A 19,017-nucleotide genomic window follows, 5' to 3' on the forward strand; every position below is an offset into this window, starting at 1 on the left:
AGAATTAGTACGAACGGGTTTAGCGGCTCTTTTTCAAAAAAAGCCGCTAAACCAGAAAAGAAGAAAGCCCTTGAGCGGGCGAAGACATAAAACAAAATACAATGCGTACCATTAAAGCCTGCCTTTTTGATTTAGACGGAGTGCTGGTAGACACGGCGGTTTACCATTTCAAAGCCTGGCGCCGCCTGGCCCAGACCTTGGGGATTGACTTCACCGAACACGACAACGAGCGCCTCAAGGGCGTGAGCCGCGTGCGTTCCCTGGAAATCATTCTGGAGATTGGCGGCCAAACGCTGCCGCAGGAACAGATGCTGGCCCTCTGCGAACAGAAAAACACCGAGTACCTGTTGGATGTGGCCCAAATGACCCCAGACGAAATTCTGCCCGGCGTAGTAGATTTCCTGAAAGCCCTAAAAGCCGAAGGCATCAAAATCGCCCTGGGTTCTGCCAGCAAAAACGCCCAGCTCATTCTGGAGCGCACGCAGCTTCTGCCCTATTTTGACGCCATCATTGACGGCCGCCACGTAACCATTGGCAAACCAGATCCCGAGGTATTCCTCAAAGGCGCCGAAGCCCTAGGCGTACTGCCTTCTGAATGTGTGGTCTTTGAAGATGCCGTGGCCGGGGTAGAAGCCGCCAAAAACGGCGACATGCTGTGCGTGGGCGTAGGCCAACCAGAAGTATTGACGCAGGCAGATGTGGTGGTAAAAGATCTGACCGAAATGTCGGTGGCGCGCCTGAGAGAATTAGAACAAAAAGGATAATGCGTTTTTGGCCTGTTTTTCAGAAAACAAGCCAAAAACGGAAAGAGAAACGTTCCGGCAGGTTCGTCCCCCTTTGAAGGGGGTTGGGGGAGACCAAGCCAGACGAAGAACCGAAAGCCTTAGCTAAAACCAAAACCGAATGATTCTCGGGAATGCTACACTCTGCCCGAGTAATCACCCCCCTCCCCCCATCAAAGGGGGACGAAAAAGAAAACCGCGTTTAGCGGCTGTTTTTCCAAAAACAGGCCGAAAACAGAAAATATAGAAGTAAAACCATCTTGATACGTGTGTCTTGATACTTGATACCAACCTATGAAACAATACCTGACCGTTGATGAGTGGTCTATCATTGAAGAAGGCTTCCATCCTGACTATAACCAGATTACTGAGAGCGTTTTCAGCCTGGGCAACGGCCGTATGGGCCAGCGCGCCAATTTTGAGGAAGCTTTCTCCGGCGAAACCCTGCAGGGCAACTACGTGGCCGGCGTGTACTATCCAGACAAAACCCGCGTGGGCTGGTGGAAAAACGGGTATCCCGAATATTTCGCCAAGGTCCTGAACGCCGCCAACTGGATTGGCATTGACGTGCAACTGGACGGCGAAACTCTGAACCTGCACCAGTGCGAAGTCACTGATTTCCGGCGGGAGCTGAACATGCGTGAAGGCTGGCTGGAGCGCCGCTTCACCGCCACCCTGCCCAGCGGCAAACAGGTGCGCGTGGAAGCCAAACGCTTTACCAGCATCGTGGATGATGAGGTGGGTGCCATTAGGTACAGCGTGACCCCGCTCAACTTCAGCGGCACGCTCACCCTCACCCCCTACGTGGACGCCGACATCATGAACGCTGACTCCAACTACGATGAGAAGTTCTGGAACGAGGTGTTGCAGGAAGCCCAACCCACCGAAGGCTACGTGATTGCCGAAACCAAGAAAACCTTCTTCCACGTGTGCACCGGCCAGAAGTTTGTGGTCACGCAGAACGGGCAGGAAGTAGCCCTGAACGCCACCCCAACGAAGCGCACCAAGTACATCGCCTCCCGCTTTGACGTGGCCGTGCAACAAGGCCAGGAGACCGTGCTGTACAAGTACGCCGCCAACCTGTCCTCAGAGAATCACCCCAAAGCAGACTTGCTTGCCAACACCAAGAATGTGGTTTGCGCGCCGAAAAGGGTTTGAGCAGCTCTTGCGGGAGCAAGCCGCTGCCTGGGCCGCCAAGTGGGAAGAAAGCGACATCGTGATTGAGGGCGATGCGGCCGCGCAGCAGGGCATTCGGTTCAACATTTTCCAACTGAACCAGACCTACACCGGTGAAGACGAACGCCTGAACATCGGCCCAAAGGGCTTCACCGGCGAGAAATACGGCGGCACGACGTATTGGGACACCGAAGCCTACTGCCTGCCCTTCTACCTGGCCACCGCAGATCCGCAGGTAGCCCGTAACCTCTTGATTTACCGCTACAAGCACCTGCCAAAAGCCATTGAGAACGCCGAGAAACTTGGCTTTACCGGTGGCGCGGCGCTGTACCCCATGGTGACCATCAACGGCGAGGAGTGCCACAATGAGTGGGAAATCACGTTTGAGGAAATCCACCGCAACGGCGCCATCGCGCACGCCATCCATGACTACATCCGCTACACCGGCGATGATTCCTATTTAGCAGAATATGGTATTGAAGTGCTGGTGGGCATCTCCCGTTTCTGGGCGCAGCGCGTGAACTGGTCCAGCGCCAAAAACCAGTACGTGATGCTGGGCGTGACGGGACCTAATGAGTACGAAAACAACGTCAACAACAACTGGTACACCAGCACCATCGCCACCTGGACGCTGGAATACACCCTCAAAGCCCTCCAGCACGTGCAGGAAACTGAGCCAGCCCGCTATGCGGAACTGGTGGCCAAACTGAAACTGAACGAGGAAAAAGAACCCGCGCAGTGGCAGCATGTGATAGACCACATGTACTACCCTGTTGATGAAGAGCTAGGAATTTTCCTGCAACAGGACGGCTTCCTGGACAAAGAACAGACCCTGGTAAAAGACCTGCCTGCATCTGACCGACCGCTGAACCAGAAATGGTCTTGGGACAGAATCCTGCGCTCGGTGTTCATCAAGCAGGCCGATGTGCTGCAAGGCATCTACCTCTTCGAGGACCGCTATGACCTGGAGACCATCCGGCGGAACTATGATTTCTATGAGCCGCGTACGGTGCATGAGTCGTCGCTGTCGCCGTGCGTGCACGCCATTCTGGCCGCCAAGTTAGGCGATGAGGAACGTGCCTACGAGTTCTACCTGCGCACCGCCCGCCTGGACTTGGACGACTACAACAATGACACCGAAGACGGTTGCCACATCACCAGCATGGCCGGCACCTGGATGAGCGTGGTGCAGGGTTTCGGGGGCATGCGCGTGCGCGATAACCAACTGCATTTCAATCCGTTTATCCCCGCCGGTTGGAGTTCTTATTCCTTTAAAATTCGGTTCAGAGGTCACTTGCTCAACATCAAAGTCACCAAAGACAACGTGCAGATTGAGAACCAATCGGCGGAGCCGCTGACCTTGCAGGTGTTTGACCAGGCCCAGACCATTGACGCCCACAGCAAAGCGGAGATTGCGCACCAGTTGGCGTAAACCACTGCTTTAGGCGGTAAATCCTGGTTTTCCGTTTTTGGCCTGTTTTTCAGAAAACAGGCAAAAAAGGAAGTTTAATCTGGCGCGAGACTAAAGTCTCGTGACAAGGGGTGATGCGAGTCTCCAGACTCGCCGGGAACTACCAGTTGAAACATAGGAGTCTGGAGACTCCATTCATCCCAAGGCACGAGTCTTTATACTCGCGCCAGTAGAAAAGAAATCCTGCTACCGATTACAAACAATGACTCAGACCAACCGTTCTTTTCTGTCTTTCCTGCTGCTGGCGGCGCTGGTGGGGGCGTGTAAAACCACGGCACCCACGGCCACCAAGGCAACGGAAAATAAAACCTCGGCCCCCGTTATGGAAACACCCACCCCGCCCGTTGACCCCAACACCACCCAGGAGGAAGTGCAGGACCACAAGCTGGTCATTTACCAGATCATGACGCGCCTGTTCGGGAACAAGAAGACGCTGAACAAAAATTATGGCACGGTGCAGGAAAACGGCGTGGGCAAGTTCAATGACATCACTGAGGTGGCCCTGCAGGAAATCAAAAAGCTGGGCGCCACGCACGTGTGGTACACCGGGGTGCTGGAACACGCCCTCATGACCGACTACACCAAACACGGCATTCCCTTAGACGATGCCGATGTGGTGAAAGGACGCGCGGGCTCGCCATACGCCATCAAAGACTACTATGACGTGAACCCAGACCTGGCCGTCAATGTGGAAAAGCGCCGGCAGGAATTTGAAGCTTTAGTAGAACGCACCCACCGCAACGGCCTGAAAGTCATCATTGACTTCGTACCGAATCACGTAGCCAGAAAGTACAGTTCAGACGCGAAGCCTGCTGGAGTGGAAGATTTCGGGGCGAAGGATGACACCACGGTTCCGTTCAAACCCGGCAACAATTTCTATTACCTGCCGGGCCAGCCATTGCAGGTTCCGGCGGCGTACAACCCCTTGAGCGCGGCTTTCAAAGGTCCGCAGGAAGACAGTAAGTTCCAGGAGAATCCGGCCAAGGCCTCGGGCAACGATGTGTTCAGCGCCAGCCCCAGCGTAGACGATTGGTTTGAGACCGTGAAACTGAACTACGGGGTAGATTACCAGAGCAACCGCAGCAAACACTTCTCGCCTACCCCAGACACCTGGCTCAAAATGCGCGACATTCTGCTCTTCTGGGCAGGCAAAGGCGTGGACGGTTTCCGGTGCGACATGGCCGAAATGGTGCCCGTGGAGTTCTGGGCCTGGGTCATTCCGCAGGTGAAAGCCCTACACCCAGACCTCAAGTTCATCGCGGAGATTTACAACCCGGCAGAGTACCGCAACTACCTCAAAACCGGCGGCTTTGACTACCTCTATGACAAAGTAGGCCTCTATGACGGCGTGCGCCGATTGATGGAGAACCGTGGTCAGGGCAACACTGCTGACATCACCAAAGTATGGCGCGAAGAAAGCCGGGGCATCTCTAACCACATGCTGCGCTTTTTGGAGAACCATGACGAGCAGCGCATTGCCTCTGAGCAGTTTGCCGGTACGCCGTGGGCCGCCGTGCCTGCTATGACCGTGAGCGCCACCCTGGGCAGCGGCCCGGTGATGGTGTATTTTGGGCAGGAAGTAGGCGAACCCGGCAAAGGCCACGAAGGTTTTCAGGGCGAGGACGGCCGCACCACCATCTTTGACTATTGGGGCGTTCCCGCGCACCAGGCTTGGATGAACGGCGGCAAATTTGACGGCGGCAAACTCACCCAAGACCAACAGCGTCTCCGCGAGTTCTACACCAAATTATTGAACCTAAGCTCCAGCCGCGAAGCCATTAGAAAAGGAAAGTTCTATGCGCTTACCGCCGAATCTGGTACGGCACCGGCTGGCGTCTATGCATATCTTCGGCATACAGAAAAGGAACAGGTGCTGGTGCTGGTTAACTTTAACCGCGAGGCCGCCAACTACGGGTTGTCCTTACCGGCATCGGCGCTGGCCGCCGTGGGCGCCGATGCTAAAGGCTCGTTCATTCTACAGGATTTGCTCTTTGACACGCCGCCGTTGTTCTTGCAGCCCAGCGTGAAGACCAGCATCACATTGGCTCCTATGAGCGCGCATGTGTTCCTGTTGCAGAAGAAATAAGTTCAAACCTGTGAGGTTTTTGAAACCTCACAGGTTTATAATTCCATTAGCGTTTTTGGCCTACTTTTTTGAAATTAAGACGAAACTGTACCACTCACTCACCTACTAAACTAACATTGCCCATGGCACAAACAATACAGGCGCAAGCCAAACCACGCCTGAGTTTCTGGCAGATCTGGAACATGAACTTCGGGTTTCTGGGGATTCAGTTCGGATTTGCGCTGCAGAACGCCAACGTGAGTCGCATTTTTGAAACCCTTGGCGGAACCGAAATCGCGCTTTACTGGCTGGCCGCCCCCGCCACCGGCCTGCTCGTGCAACCCATCATCGGGTACTTGTCTGACCGCACCTGGTCCCCTACTTTTGGCCGCAGAAAGCCCTATTTCATGATTGGGGCCATCCTCGCCTCCATCTCCCTGCTCATCATGCCCAACTCCTCGGTGCTCTGGATGGCGGTAGGCATGCTCTGGATCATGGATTCTTCCATCAACGTTTCCATGGAGCCTTTCCGAGCGTTGGTAGGTGATCTGTTACCGTCTAGCCAACGCACTGCGGGTTTCGCTTTCCAGACCTTCTTCATTGGCATAGGCGCGGTGGTGGCCTCAGCCCTGCCCTGGATCCTGAACAACTGGTTTGGCGTGGCCAACACGGCTCCGGCGGGCGAGATTCCGCCTTCGGTGAAGTGGGCGTTTTACTGCGGTGGCTTAGTGTTCTTTTTGGCCGTGCTCTGGACCGTGCTTAAGACGAAGGAATATCCGCCGGAAGACTTGGCTGCGTTTGAAGCCGAGAAAACCCAAACCACGTTTCTAACTGGCGTGAAAGAAACGTTCTTCGGGATTTTCCAGATGCCGAAGACCATGTTACAACTGGCGGCCGTGCAGTTCTTCACGTGGTTTGCGCTCTACGCCATGTGGATCTTCACCACCCCTGCCCTCACCAGCCACGTGTACGGCACCTCAGACACCACCTCCAAACTCTACAACGAGGGCGCCGACTGGGTGGGCATCTGCTTTGCCGTTTACAACGGGGTGTCTGCCATCTTCGCGTTGCTGCTCCCCAGAATTGCGAAGGCCACCAGCCGCCGCATGACGCACCTGATCTGCTTAGTGATTGGCGGCTTGGGCCTGATTTCGATTTACTTTATCCAGGACCCTAAGATGCTGCTGGTCTCCATGGTGGGCGTGGGTATTGCCTGGGCCAGTATCTTGTCCATGCCTTACGCTATTCTGGCGGGTTCGCTTCCTGCCAACAAAATGGGCTACTACATGGGCGTGTTCAATTTCTTCATCGTGATTCCGCAGCTCATTGCCGGGGGCGTTCTGGATAGCATCAACAAACACTTCTTCAACGGTGAGTCTATCTACACCCTGGTTCTGGCGGGTTGTTCCCTTGTGCTGGCGGGTTTCTTAACGCTGGTGGTAAGGGATGTGGATGAGCAGGAAGCGTAACCTTAGATCATATTGAAAACAGCAACGCCCGAGGTACTCCCTCGGGCGTTCTGTTTTGGGGCTGTTTTTGGAAAAAGAGGCCCTAAACAGAAAGGTACATTTGCACGCATTCCGTCCCCCTTTGAAGGGGGTAGGGGGATGACAAAGGCAGTAGAGGGAATTAGTTTCAGCCAATTGTGATGAAAGATGATTCTCGGGAATGCGTAATTCTGCACAAGTGGCTCAGCACGCGTAATCATCCCCCTACCCCCTTCAAAGGGGGACGGAATGCGTAATGAATTTCATCTGCTAAAAAATGTCTGTAAAGTAAAAGGCCCCGCCACATTTCTGTACCGGGGCTTTTTCATCTGAGTAAAATGAAAGCTACAGTTTAGGCAAGCCTTTAGTTTTGTCTTTGGTGGCTACCTCAAAGCTGATGGCGTATCCGCCGCCTGGGGCTACGAACTGAGACAGTTTGGACTTATTGGTCACTACCACCTTCTTGATGGTATAAGCCTGCGGATTGGTTTTATAATGCGCATCCTTGGCATCTGCGTAAATGGTGGCGATGTAGGTTTTGCCTTTGTCCAGAAAATCGAACTTGATGTTGGAGGTGCGGGAATTGTCTCCGCCTACGCTGCCCAGGAACCACTGACCAGTGCCTTTGGCTTTGCGGGCCACAGTCACGTACTCTCCGGGTTCAGCCTCCAGGTACTTGCTGTCGTCCCAGTCAACGGCTACGTCTTTGATGAACTGGAACGCGTCTGGGAAGCGCTCATAGTTCTCGGGCAAGTCGGCGGCCATCTGGAGGGGGCTGTACAGGGTCAGGTACAAGGCTAGCTGGTTAGCCAGCGTGCTGTTCACGTGCGAGCCGTTGTCGGGGTTCAGCTTGCTCAGGTCCATCTCGAAGATGCCCGGCGTGTAGTCCATCGGACCACCAATCAGGCGGGTGAAGGGCAACACCGTCACGTGGTTCGGCTTAGAACCTCCGAAGGACTGGTACTCCGTGCCTCGCGCAGATTCGTTCCCGATGAGGTTAGGATACGTGCGGGCGATACCGGTAGGGCGAACAGCTTCGTGAGCGTTCACCATGATTTTGTATTCGGCGGCTTTCTCCAGGGCGTATTGGTAGTGGTTCACAATCCACTGGCTGTAGTGGTTCTCGCCGCGCGGCAGAATGTCGCCCACGTAGCCGCTTTTCACGGCGTCATAGCCATTGTCTTTCATGAACTGGTACGCTTTGTCCAGGTGGCGCTCATAGTTGCGCACCGAGCTGGAGGTTTCATGGTGCATGATCATTTTCACGCCTTTGGACTTGGCATAGTCTCTGATCTCCTGCACATTGAAATCTGGGTACGGCGTCACGAAATCGAACACGTAGTCTTTGGAGTTTCCGAACCAGTCTTCCCAGCCCTGGTTCCAACCTTCCACCAGCACCCCGCCAAAACCGTGTTTAGCCGCAAAATCAATGTAGCGCTTCACGTTGGCGTTGTTGGCCCCGTGCTTGCCGTGCGGCTGGGCCTTGGTGTAATCTGTAATGCCCAGCTGAATGGTGGGGTAATCATTGGTATAAGACCAGGTGCTCTTGCCGGTAATCATCTCCCACCACACGCCCACGTATTTGGTTGGCTTAATCCAGGAGGCGGCGTCTTTGATCTTGTTAGGTTCGTTGAGGTTGTAAGTCATCTTAGAGGCCAGAATGTCGCGGGCGTCATCGCTCACCAGCACGGTGCGCCAAGGCGTGGTACAGGGGGCTTGCATGTAGCCTTTGTCACCCACGGCATCGGGCGTGAGCCAGGACTCAAACACCATGTTCTTGTCGTCCAGGTTAAGGTGCATGACCGGGTAATTAATGAGCGCCGCCTCGTGCAGGTTAATGTACAGGCCATCTTTGGACTTCATCATGAGCGAGGTCTGCACGCCGGTGGGCGAGAAAGGCGTCTGGGAGATGTTGGCGGTCACCGCTTTGGCCATGATGCCTCTGATCTCCGACAATTTGGACGTGGTGTAATCGTACTCCTGGGTGTCATAGTCGCCCGCAATCCAGTAGGCGGTGTGGTCACCGGCCATGGCAAATTGCGTCCGTTCCTCCTTGATCACGAAGTAGGTCAGGTTCTTCTGGGTGGGGAACTCATAGCGGAAGCCCAGGCCGTCATCAAACAGCCGGAAACGGATCACCATCTGGCGGTTGGTCTGTTGCTGGTTCAGGGTCACCGCCAGTTCATTGTAGTGGTTCCGGATGGTTTTCACTTCGCCCCAAACGGGCGCCCAGGTCTCGTCATAATTGGTAGTCTGGTTGCTGACCAGCGTAAAATTGCTGTGCAAGGAACCTTGCAGGTTCACGTTTTTCTGCTCCATGTTGGCGTCTGAGCCACCGGAGGCTTCATCGCGCGGCTTGGTCTTCAGGTCAAAACCCAACTTGCTGGGCTTGATCACCGGCTTGCCTTTGTAAGTGAGGCTGTAGGTGGGAACGCCGCTGTTCTGCAAAGAGAAATTCAGGAGGAGTTTCCCGTTGGGCGATTTCAGCTCCTGCGCCAGTGCTAGGTTCAGGAGGCACAGCAGAAGGAGGGCGAGGATGGAAAGTTTTCGCATGTTCTGTAAGCGGTTGTAAATGGTGAATGAGAGAAAGCTGGCAGGCAGGGTTCTGCCAGCAGCAGGTTTCCGTTTTTGGCCTGTTTTGCTCAAAACAGCAAAAACGGAAAATTCTATTTACTTAATAGCAGGGAGCTATAGGCTGGAATGGTGACTTCGCCTGCCTTGAGCCTGGCGCCGTTGGTGCTAAAAAGCACTTTTTGGAATCCGGTCACCTCCTGCGGTAGTTTGTAAGTCACCGCTGCTTTGGAAAGATTGTGCAACACCAGCACAGACTCCTCCTGGTGCTTTCTTTCAAAAACGCTCAAACCGGCCGTTTCCGTGGCAATTGGTGAAAGCTCACCGTAGGTTAACGCCTTGCTCCTGTTGCGAAGCGCAATGAAGGATTTATAATGGTTGTACAAGGAGTTCTTGTCTTTCTGTTGAGCCGCCAAAGGCACGGTGGTGCCCTCAGCATTATAAGTGGGCGTCATCCAGGAGGTTCTGGCTTTATCCCTGGCTTTCCTGTCCCACAGGAAAGGCTCCCTGATTTTCTCATCGGGTTTTTTCCCGGTCATGCCAATCTCTTCGCCATAGTACAGGTAAGGGGAGCCGGGCAAGGTGAGCAGCAGGGCCGCCGCCATTTTGGCTTTGTGCAGGTCACCGTTCACGGCGCTCATGATGCGGTTCTGGTCATGGTTGGTGAGAAAGGTGGCATCTACGTATTCTGGGTTTACGCTCTGGTAGAACGCTCTGATCTTTTTGTGGTTGGCCACCAGGTCTCCCGCCTGCTCCTCGTTCACCGCCTTGGTGATGGCAAAGCCCATGTCAAAGTTGAACAGCGCAGGCAAGCCCTTCAGGTAAGGCCCCACAATGTCTGCCGGCGCCCACACCTCGCCAACCAAATACACGTCTTTCTTGGCTTTCTTCATTTCATTGAGAAAATACACCCACCACTGGTGGTTGTCATGCGGACGCTCATCTGGGAAAATATGTCGGGCTGCGTCTAACCGGAAGCCGTCTACGCCCATCTCCGTCAACCAATACTTCCCTATTTTAAACACCTCCGCCCGTAGTTTGGGGCTGTCAAAGTTGAGGTCGGGCATGCCGCCGTAGAAGTAGCCGTAGTACAGGTAATCACTGCCTTCCACTTGGTGCCAGTGCCGGGTATTGTCTGAGTCTGCACCCGTTGGTCTTCCGTCTTTCTGCGTCTGCGGATCGTCTTTGTGCGTCCAGACATAGTATTCGCGGTAGGGGCTGTTCTCATTCTTTACCGCGTCTAAGAACCAAGGGTGCTTGCTGGAGGAATGGTTCAGCACCATGTCTATCACCACCTTGATGTTGCGCTTGTGCGCCTCCCTGGTGAATTCCTTGAAATCTTCCAGGGTGCCGTAGTCGGGGTGGATGCCGTAATAATCAGTCACGTCATATTTGTGGTAAGACGGCGACGGATTGATGGGCATAAGCCACACCGCCCCTACCCCCAGGTTCTGGAGATAATCCAGTTTGGAGGTCATGCCTTTGATGTCGCCAATCCCGTCCCCGTTGGAATCGGCGAAGGACTGCACAAAGATTTCATAGGTGATGCCGCGGGGCCATTGGCTGGCTTGGGCAGGTTGGGCGTTTGTATCAATTAAAACCGTTAAAAGGGCTAATGTGGCAATTACAATTCTCAAGTTTTTCCTTAACATCAAAGCTATTCATTTTTGGTGGAGGTAAAATTGCTTCCATACAAGTGTGTACCACTATGGGTAGATATTTGTATAGATAGGGTCCAAGGAAAAGAAAAGAGGCTATCCTTTCCAGTAAAGGGATAGCCTCTAAAACTTTAATACATAAGAACTCTATAATTTGGTAAGCTTGTAGGTTCCAGTACCCACAGTGAAATCTACATCTATTTTATATCTCCCTGCTGCTAGTCCTTTAGTAGAAAAGTCTGAACCACCGCCTTGCGAAGCCAATGTGCCTTGTGTCACAGTCCCTGCACCCACTCCCCACTTATCATTCCATTGGTTATATTCTGGCAGCAACAGATAATTGCTATCAGTTTTTAAATCTATAGTAATAGAGTACTTACCTGGAGCCGTCTTTGTGTAGTCCTGACCAGATGAGGCGCCCCAGTCACCAGGAGTGGCGTTTCCTACCATCACAATTTTATTTCCTAAGGTAAAGGCTGCATCACCAAAGCTTCCTACAGCAATTCTAGCAGGGTTTGTTTTTCCATCCCAGGTAGCGGTTTGGGCAAAACCGTATCTGTTTTTACCCGTTGAGGAAGCATCACCCTTAACCACCACGTACTCTACTCCAGCTTTTCTAGGGGCAGCTGCCGCAACTTTGTTTGCTTCAGAAAATGGCACCATTTTAATGGCATTTGCAAGGCTGGTGGCTCCTTTCTCTACCAAGTAATAATTATCATCTTTAGCTTGGATGTCTTTGTCTAAATCTGCTACAACTGTTAGCATTCCCGATTTTACGGCGCTACTAGGAATATCCAGTAATTCAAAAGGTACAAGCGGTCTATCTTTCCAGTTTCTTACAATAATCTGAATGGACTTCTCATTTTTGTACACAATATTATCAGAATCCTGACCTGAACCAGTGGTCATCTGTTTATCCCAAGTGCCTCTAGTAATCTTGAATTGATCTCCTTCTACCAGGTGCATGGCTATCTCGTAGCAATTGTCTGATAACCGTGTAAATTTGTGCGGCCCATTGCCTCCGTCCCAATCAGTACCACCTTCTCTGGCCCCAAAGCTGCCCGTGATGTAGATGGTATTATCATTGGCTGGCAAATCTTCCCCTTTGGGCAAATAAAGTCTTACCCAAACTGTTTTCCCTGTTGGCAAAGCACTTGTATAAGTACAAGGGATTGAGGTTAAATTATTTACCACATTGATATTATAGGTGCCCGTTTGCTGTTCCCCAGCTTTACTGGTCATCTTATAGGTAACCGTGTAAATACCGGTGGGGGCATCTTTACTACCTGGAAAAGGCACCCCTAAATTGACTCTATTCAAGGTTGTAGCCTTTATGTTGGTTAATTGGTTAGAGGCAATCACCTGAGAAGAGCCCAAAGGGGTAATTTCTACCGTTACTTTAGAAAGTTCATCGGCGGCGGCGGTAAAAGATACCGGCACACTGGAAGTAGCATCTGATAACACCACAAGATCATACTCCTGATTTTGAACCTCCTGGAACATAGGCTCTACTGAATCATCTTCACATCCCCAGAGAAAGAGACTTGCAAAGAGGCTAATGAACAGAAAAGGATTTAAAAACTTTTTCATAACATATTAATTAAATTCTTAGTAACCAGGATTCTGTACCAAAGTACGGTTATTAGCAATTGCTTCAGCTGGTATTGGGAACAGTTTATACTTATCTGTACTTGCTGGTTTAAATGCCCTTGCAGCAGTGAAAGTACCAAAACGAATCATGTCCTGACGGCGGTGCCCCTCCCACACCAGTTCACGGCCACGCTCATCATACACTTCGCTTAATGTTACGGCGGAGGTCAAATTACCCAGACCGGCACGGTTCCTTACCTCGTTCACCAAGGCTCTGGCCGTTAGCTCGTTCCCATTACTTCTTAAAATTGCTTCTGCCTTGGTCAACAAAACATCTGCATAACGATAAACAGGGAAATCATTTGAGCTACTGTTGTTGCTCTCATAGGGAGGTACAGGGAAATACTTTGCATTTCTTGCACCATCTGTGTTCCCGGCAGAATTCAGGGAAGAGATATTCAGGTTATAAGTAACGTTACCAGGCTGAGGCCCCACTAGCCATTGCGCCTTCCTTTTATCCTCGTCTGAGTATTTGTTGATAAAGTCTTGGTGTGCCGTAGCTCCATTCCAGCCACTAAACCCAAATAAAGCAGCAGCATGGGCGGCGTTTAGTGATCTAATTCCGATAATATTACGCGGAGCGGTCAACGCATCAACATAAACCGCCAGTATCACCTCTTGGTCTGGTAACCTATCTCCAAAGATAGCTTGCTGTCCGGCATTGTCGTAGAGTGATTGTACCAAGGAGAAGCCACCTTCATTGATGATTTTATCTGATGCCGCAATTGCCTCTGACCATCTTGCCGTTCCAGTATATACTTCTGCATTGAGGTACAGTTTAGCTAACAAGGCATAACCCGCCCATTTGTTGAACCTCCCGTAGAACTGCCCCCCTTTTGTGGCTGGCAGTAAATCAACGTTATTCTTCAACTCACTTTCAACAAATTTAAAAATCTCAGCTCTTGGGGTTTGGGGTATTTGATCTATGGTCAAGTTATTCTCTGTATAAAAGGGGACATTTCCCCATCCATCCATGAGCATATAGTAGAAATAAGCCCTGAGCACCTTAGCCTCAGCAATTCTGGCTGGGTCAGCGTTGGCTTTGGTTAATAGCTCCACCGCAAGGTTACACTTGAACACACTGCGATACAACCAGTTCCAGGTATTACCTATAAACTCCTGTGACCCTGTCCAGGTATGGGTGTACATGGCCCGCCAGATTCCATTGTCATCCCAATCTCCGTTTTCACGTCTTGGAATCATCATCTCATCTGTGGAGGATTCATTTAAGTCAAACCATCCGCGGTCTGCGCCAGCAATGCCCTTTCCGTTCCAATCTCCACGAACCTCGTTGTAGATATTAGCGAGAGCAGCATTCACCCCTACTTCTGTCGCGTAAAAGTCATCGGCCACCTGCTGCCCATAAATACCTTCATCCAAGTCTGTACAACCTACATAGGTAAGGGAGGCAAATAAAAAGGCTGAATAAAATATCTTCTTCATATAAAAGCTTTGGTTAAATAGGAGACACTAAAAGTGTATCTCCTATATCATAAAATTAAAAAGTTGCGTTTACCCCAAATGCAAAGCTGCGGGTACGAGGGTAAATACCGTAGTCAATTCCAAACCCTGAGCTACCGTTGGTGCTTAATTCAGGGTCAATACCGGAGTAGCCAGTAATAACGAAGAGGTTATTGGCCGTGAATGACAGCCTCAGGTTTTTGATAGCTCTTAACCTACTAGAGTTGACATTATATCCAATGGTAAGGTTCTCCAACCTAGCGAAATCTCCATCTTCTAACCAGTAGTCAGTGGCGTATGTAAGACTGTTTATACCATCTTCTAGAGCAGACTTTAACATGTTGTTTTGACCGAAAGCACCAAGCGCACTCAAGGTTGCTCTTCTAGCGTTGAAAATCTTATGGCCATGGGCTCCTCTTACCACCATATTTAAGTCAAATCTTCTGTAACGGGCAGAAGGAGTGAAAGCCCATGTTACTTTAGGCAAGGCCTGTCCGGCTATGTATCGGTCTGGGTTTTCTCTGTTGCCATCAGAAATGATTCCATCATTGTTCAAGTCATCTACAATCTGGTTACCAAAGGCATCCACTCCAGCATGTTTGAACAAGTAGAAAGTACCTAAGGGTTGCCCAATAATTAAGTGGGAGATGGCATTGTTAGTGGAAGCTACCCCTGTGGTACCCCCTGAACCCCATATTACATAGTTGGTCTCTAAAGGAAGTCCGTTTAAACTACCATTTAAATCGTTGATTTCAGTTTTAGTGGTAGAGACGTTTCCGGCCAAGGTTACCCCAAACTCCTCTCTGTCAATTAGGGCATAGCTAAGGCTTGCCTCAAGTCCTTTGTTCATGATTTCCCCAATATTAGCTTTTATTGACCCGAATGGGTACGGAGGCTGAGGTACGCTATAATCAAAGAGCAAGTCGCTGGTTAGGCCATAATATCCGTCAATAGAACCGGTAAGTTTATTTTCAAACAGACCAAAATCCACCCCTGCGTTAAACATCTTTTTAACCTCCCAACGCAAATCTCTGTTTTCATTCTGAGTGATGGAGAAGTTAGGGATAACAGAACCTCCAAAGAACACCGTTCCATCTGGGTTTACCAGACGTACTGAATTCAATGGACCCAATCCCTGCTGGTTTCCTGTTTCACCGTATCCTACTCTTATCTTCAAATCAGTCAGGGTAGTGAGGTTGCTCATGAAACCCTCTTCAATAATCCTCCAGGCACCAGAAACGGCATAAAAATTAGCCCATTTGTTATTGGCTCCAAAAACAGAGGAACCGTCACGTCTAAAGCTGGCACTGAAGAGATATCTATCTTTGTAAGAATAGTTTACACGCCCTAAGAAAGAGGAAAGGGTTCTGTCATTCTTATACGAGGTAATATTGCCTTGCTGAAACAAGGTAGGATCTGCTGACTGAAGTGAGCTCAGGTTATTGGCGTTATCCACTAAGAAACCTCTTGAGGTTGCTCTAAAACCGTTGTAAACTTGTTTTTGCCACTCATTTACTCCAATCACATCAATGCTGTGGTCACCAAAATCCTTCTTATAGTTCAACATGAAGTTAAACAATCTCTCATCTGAGCCATTAGATTCTTTGGAGGCAATACCATCTGGGAGGTTGTTGATGTAAACTCTCTTCTCCTCTTCTGATAAATCGCTTGGGGCTGGGTCTCCAATGTTTCTGGCCCCCTCTATGGTTGTTCTGGCAGAAGAGTAATTCTCATATTCTCTGCTGGTTCTGCGCCAAGACCCAAACGCGGTGGCGGTGAGGCCGGGCAAAAGGTTGTACTCTGCCCTTAAGCTCCCAAACTGATTATTAGTTTTATCACGGTCCACAATCTCCATGGTTCTGGCCACAGGGTTTAAGTAATTGAAGCCGGCTGGATCAATAAAGTAATTCCCTACATCTTTAAACAGTGGTTGCTCTACATAGATAGGGTCTGTGGGTCTGCGGTTGATGGCATCATTGATTCTTCCCCCATTGTTATAATCATTAGATAAAACGGAGGTATTCAAGTTGAAAGTCAAGGCCAATTTGTCTTTAAAGGCTTTCTGCGTTCCCTGAAAACGCGCTATGTAGTTTTCAGAGTTTGACTTTTTAATAATTCCTTGCTGGAAAATACCGGTAAGGGAGGTTCTGTAGCTAAAATTGTCATTGCCGCCAGATACCGCCAGGTTGTGGGTAGTGGTAGAACCGGCACGAATGATTGCATCCAGCCAGTCTGTGTCTCCACCATAATCATAAGAGTTGCTTACTCCTCTAGAGGCAGCAGCCGCTCTATACTCAGAGGCAGACAGGAGGTCATAGCTTTTAGAGATACGCTCTAATGAGGCAGTTCCGCTGTATTCAACATTGGTCTCCCCGGCTCTGCCTTTTTTTGTACTTACTAAAACCACCCCGGCAGCTCCCCGTGAACCGTAGATAGCAGTGGCCGAAGCATCTTTCAAAATCTCAATGGATTCAATTTCACTAGGAGGGATTTGTTTCAAAAGATTCAAATCTCCTTGGATTCCATCCACTACCACCAAAGGATCATTGCCTCCAATCAAAGAAGTTATTCCTCTAATCCGGATGCTGGGCGCCTGACCCGGCTCATTTCCCACCTGGTTGATGGTGACACCTGCGGCACGCCCGTTAATCTGCTGCAATGGACTGGTGATTGGGCCAGCATTGAAATCTTTTTCATTCAGTGATGCCACAGAACCCGTAAGATCTCTTTTGTTCTGGGTACCATAACCAACCACTACTACTTCCTCCAGGGCCTTGGCGTCAGTTAACAGCGTTACAGAAACGTTTGATTGGCTACCCACGGCCACCTCCTGGTTCAGATAACCAATGTATGAGAACACCAGGGTGGCGGTATTACCGGTGACAGGTAAAGAGAAGCCGCCGTTTACATCAGTGGCAGTGGCAGTAGAGGTTCCTTTTACCAGAACTGTCACGCCAATCAGGGGAGTGCCGCCCTCCCCTCTTACCGTTCCGCTCACATTCCTCTGTTGGGCAGAGACCGCTCCGCTGCTGGCTACAAGCAAAGCCAGGGCAAACAGGAGGCAGGCATAAAACCTCCTGGTAAAAATTTCACCAGCACTTTTTTTAGAAGGCGGTAAATCTTTTTGTAATACGTCTAACATAGATGAAGAATTAGGAGTGGTTAACAATTTTGTTTGCAGAGATGCCAGGTGGTAACTATCTACAGAACAAGCTTTTAAAATTATAACTCTTTTTAGGAAATCGTTTTCCTTAGCGATTTAGGAATTTTCAATCAAATCTCAAAGCTTTCAGGCAAACAAAAAAAGAATAATTTTTAACGATTTTCTAAAAAGCACCTGCTGAAAAACCCCTTTTTCAATAAAATAGAGTTTTAGCCGCTTCTTTTTAAGATATGTTTAATTAGCTTTGGGTAAACGACTGCCAATTCCTTTAAGGTAAAGTTAGCCTCTATTGCTTTTTTATCAAGGAAATCGTTGGTATTTGGTCTATTATTATTGTTTCTGCAATACCCTGTGCAGGTTCAAAGATTGTTAGTTAATTGCGTACGAAACCGTTTAATGCCCTATGGCTAGAGTAACCATACATGACATTGCCAGAGAAGTAAACAGTACGCCCTCTACTGTATCTAAGGCACTGAATGACCACCCTTCTATAAGCGCCGCCACCAAAGAAATGATTAAAGCCGCGGCATTGAACCTGAATTACCGGCAGAACAGACTGGCTTCCTCCCTGCGTTCCGGCAAAACCAACATCATAGGCATCATCATTCCCAGTTCAGACATAGGCTTTTTTGGGGCGGTGGTTCACGGAATTGAGAAGGTTGCCAGGAGCAATGGCTACAACATCCTGCTGTTCCAGTCGCATGAGACGGGCGAGTATGAGGTGGAGGGGGTGGAAACCCTGCTACAGACCAGTGTGGACGGTATCATTGCTTCTATTGCAAAGGACACGCCCAACCTGGACCATTTCTATGATGTGAAGAAACGCAAAGTACCGCTGATCCTGTTTGACCGGGTAAAAGATGAGCTGGAGTCGCCTTCTGTGGTGGTAGATGACTACCGCGGGGCCTACATGGCCACTGAGCATTTGATTGGCCAGGGCTATTCCCGTATTGCCCACATCTCTGGCCCGCAGCATGTCAAAATTTTCAACGACCGGCTTTGCGGCTACGCAGATGCCCTCCGCGCGTACAATCTCCCCGTTGATGATGACCTGATCCAATATGGCAAAACCTCTATTGAGTCTGGTCAGTTGTGTGCCGAGCAGCTCATGCAGACGCCCCGTAAACCTGATGCCATTTTTGCCGCAGTTGACATCACGGCTCTGGGGGCGCTGCAGCGTATTAAACAGTTAGGCTACCAGATGCCGGGCCAGGTAGGGCTGATCGGCTTCGGGAATGAGTCATTCAGCCCCTATGTCACCCCTTCGCTCTCCTCTGTAGACCAGCAACCGGCCCGTATGGGCGAAGAGTCTTTCCAACTGTTCCTGAATGCCATGGCAAAAAAAGGAAACGGCCAGATAGTGGAAGAGGAAACCGAGGCCCCCACAAAAATCATCCTTGACCCTGTATTGGTGATCAGGGAGTCTTCGCAACGCAAGCACGTCTGATTTTTTCCGGATATATTTTTCAACCATGTCCTTTTCGCTGTTTCCTAAAACATGCCCGAAAACGGCACGTAGGTTCTTTATGTGAT

The 19,017-nt window shown here is 50.4% G+C and carries 11 protein-coding genes; 6 read left to right on the forward strand and 5 right to left on the reverse strand.

The genetic code is table 11. From position 1 onward, the window contains the following. Positions 1 to 101: 101 nt before the first annotated feature. From pgmB to A8O25_RS06150, 5 genes are all read left to right on the forward strand, one after another. On the forward strand, positions 102 to 764 hold the full coding sequence (pgmB, locus tag A8O25_RS06135; RefSeq protein ID WP_066832149.1) for a beta-phosphoglucomutase: 663 nt from the start codon (positions 102 to 104) through the stop codon (positions 762 to 764). Positions 765 to 1,076: 312 nt separating this feature from the next. Next, on the forward strand, positions 1,077 to 1,940 hold the full coding sequence (locus A8O25_RS24210) for a hypothetical protein (RefSeq protein ID WP_153042618.1): 864 nt from the start codon (positions 1,077 to 1,079) through the stop codon (positions 1,938 to 1,940). Continuing rightward, entirely contained in the window at positions 1,912 to 3,390 is a 1,479-nt protein-coding gene (locus A8O25_RS24215) for a family 65 glycosyl hydrolase domain-containing protein (RefSeq protein WP_153042619.1), read from the forward strand. The genes A8O25_RS24210 and A8O25_RS24215 overlap by 29 nt, the downstream gene beginning before the upstream one ends. 361 nt (positions 3,391 to 3,751) lie before the next feature. Then, positions 3,752 to 5,515 carry an alpha-amylase family glycosyl hydrolase gene (locus tag A8O25_RS06145; protein ID WP_082893490.1) on the forward strand — a complete coding sequence of 588 codons (1,764 nt, stop codon included), beginning with the start codon at positions 3,752 to 3,754 and terminating at the stop codon, positions 5,513 to 5,515. 122 nt (positions 5,516 to 5,637) lie between these two features. Continuing rightward, entirely contained in the window at positions 5,638 to 6,963 is a 1,326-nt protein-coding gene (locus tag A8O25_RS06150; protein WP_066832153.1) for an MFS transporter, read from the forward strand. A gap of 363 nt (positions 6,964 to 7,326) precedes the next feature. Here A8O25_RS06150 and A8O25_RS06155 read toward each other — a convergent pair whose 3' ends face one another. From A8O25_RS06155 to A8O25_RS06175, 5 genes are all read right to left on the reverse strand, one after another. Further along, positions 7,327 to 9,534, reverse strand: a complete 2,208-nt coding sequence (locus tag A8O25_RS06155; RefSeq protein ID WP_066832191.1) for a glycoside hydrolase family 97 protein — start codon at positions 9,532 to 9,534, stop codon at positions 7,327 to 7,329. A gap of 113 nt (positions 9,535 to 9,647) precedes the next feature. Continuing rightward, a complete protein-coding gene (locus A8O25_RS06160) occupies positions 9,648 to 11,189 on the reverse strand; it encodes an alpha-amylase family glycosyl hydrolase (RefSeq protein WP_241498944.1) in 1,542 nt (513 codons plus the stop codon). A 168-nt stretch (positions 11,190 to 11,357) separates the two neighbouring features. Next, on the reverse strand, positions 11,358 to 12,800 hold the full coding sequence (locus A8O25_RS06165; RefSeq protein WP_066832157.1) for a cadherin repeat domain-containing protein: 1,443 nt from the start codon (positions 12,798 to 12,800) through the stop codon (positions 11,358 to 11,360). 18 nt (positions 12,801 to 12,818) lie between these two features. Then, positions 12,819 to 14,303, reverse strand: a complete 1,485-nt coding sequence (locus tag A8O25_RS06170; RefSeq protein ID WP_066832159.1) for a RagB/SusD family nutrient uptake outer membrane protein — start codon at positions 14,301 to 14,303, stop codon at positions 12,819 to 12,821. 55 nt (positions 14,304 to 14,358) lie between these two features. Continuing rightward, the gene (locus tag A8O25_RS06175) at positions 14,359 to 17,463 is read right to left on the reverse strand and encodes a SusC/RagA family TonB-linked outer membrane protein (RefSeq protein ID WP_066832161.1); all 3,105 of its coding nucleotides are present in this window, start codon (positions 17,461 to 17,463) and stop codon (positions 14,359 to 14,361) included. 424 nt (positions 17,464 to 17,887) lie between these two features. Between A8O25_RS06175 and A8O25_RS06180 the strand changes: the two genes are divergently transcribed. After that, the gene (locus tag A8O25_RS06180) at positions 17,888 to 18,931 is read left to right on the forward strand and encodes a LacI family DNA-binding transcriptional regulator (protein WP_066832164.1); all 1,044 of its coding nucleotides are present in this window, start codon (positions 17,888 to 17,890) and stop codon (positions 18,929 to 18,931) included. Positions 18,932 to 19,017: the final 86 nt, after the last annotated feature.

The organism is Rufibacter ruber (genome assembly GCF_001647275.1).
GTDB classification, from domain to species: Bacteria; Bacteroidota; Bacteroidia; order Cytophagales; family Hymenobacteraceae; genus Nibribacter; species Nibribacter ruber_C.

Bases quoted from the DNA above. Each gene is read 5' to 3' on its own strand.
- A8O25_RS06175 (WP_066832161.1), bottom strand. From the start codon at position 17,463: ATGTTAGACGTATTACAAAAAGATTTACCGCCTTCTAAAAAAAGTGCT.
- A8O25_RS06145 (WP_082893490.1), top strand. From the start codon at position 3,752: ATGGAAACACCCACCCCGCCCGTTGACCCCAACACCACCCAGGAGGAA.
- A8O25_RS06150 (WP_066832153.1), top strand. From the start codon at position 5,638: ATGGCACAAACAATACAGGCGCAAGCCAAACCACGCCTGAGTTTCTGG.
- A8O25_RS24215 (WP_153042619.1), top strand. From the start codon at position 1,912: ATGTGGTTTGCGCGCCGAAAAGGGTTTGAGCAGCTCTTGCGGGAGCAA.
- A8O25_RS24210 (WP_153042618.1), top strand. From the start codon at position 1,077: ATGAAACAATACCTGACCGTTGATGAGTGGTCTATCATTGAAGAAGGC.
- A8O25_RS06170 (WP_066832159.1), bottom strand. From the start codon at position 14,303: ATGAAGAAGATATTTTATTCAGCCTTTTTATTTGCCTCCCTTACCTAT.
- A8O25_RS06165 (WP_066832157.1), bottom strand. From the start codon at position 12,800: ATGAAAAAGTTTTTAAATCCTTTTCTGTTCATTAGCCTCTTTGCAAGT.
- A8O25_RS06180 (WP_066832164.1), top strand. From the start codon at position 17,888: ATGGCTAGAGTAACCATACATGACATTGCCAGAGAAGTAAACAGTACG.
- A8O25_RS06155 (WP_066832191.1), bottom strand. From the start codon at position 9,534: ATGCGAAAACTTTCCATCCTCGCCCTCCTTCTGCTGTGCCTCCTGAAC.
- pgmB (WP_066832149.1), top strand. From the start codon at position 102: ATGCGTACCATTAAAGCCTGCCTTTTTGATTTAGACGGAGTGCTGGTA.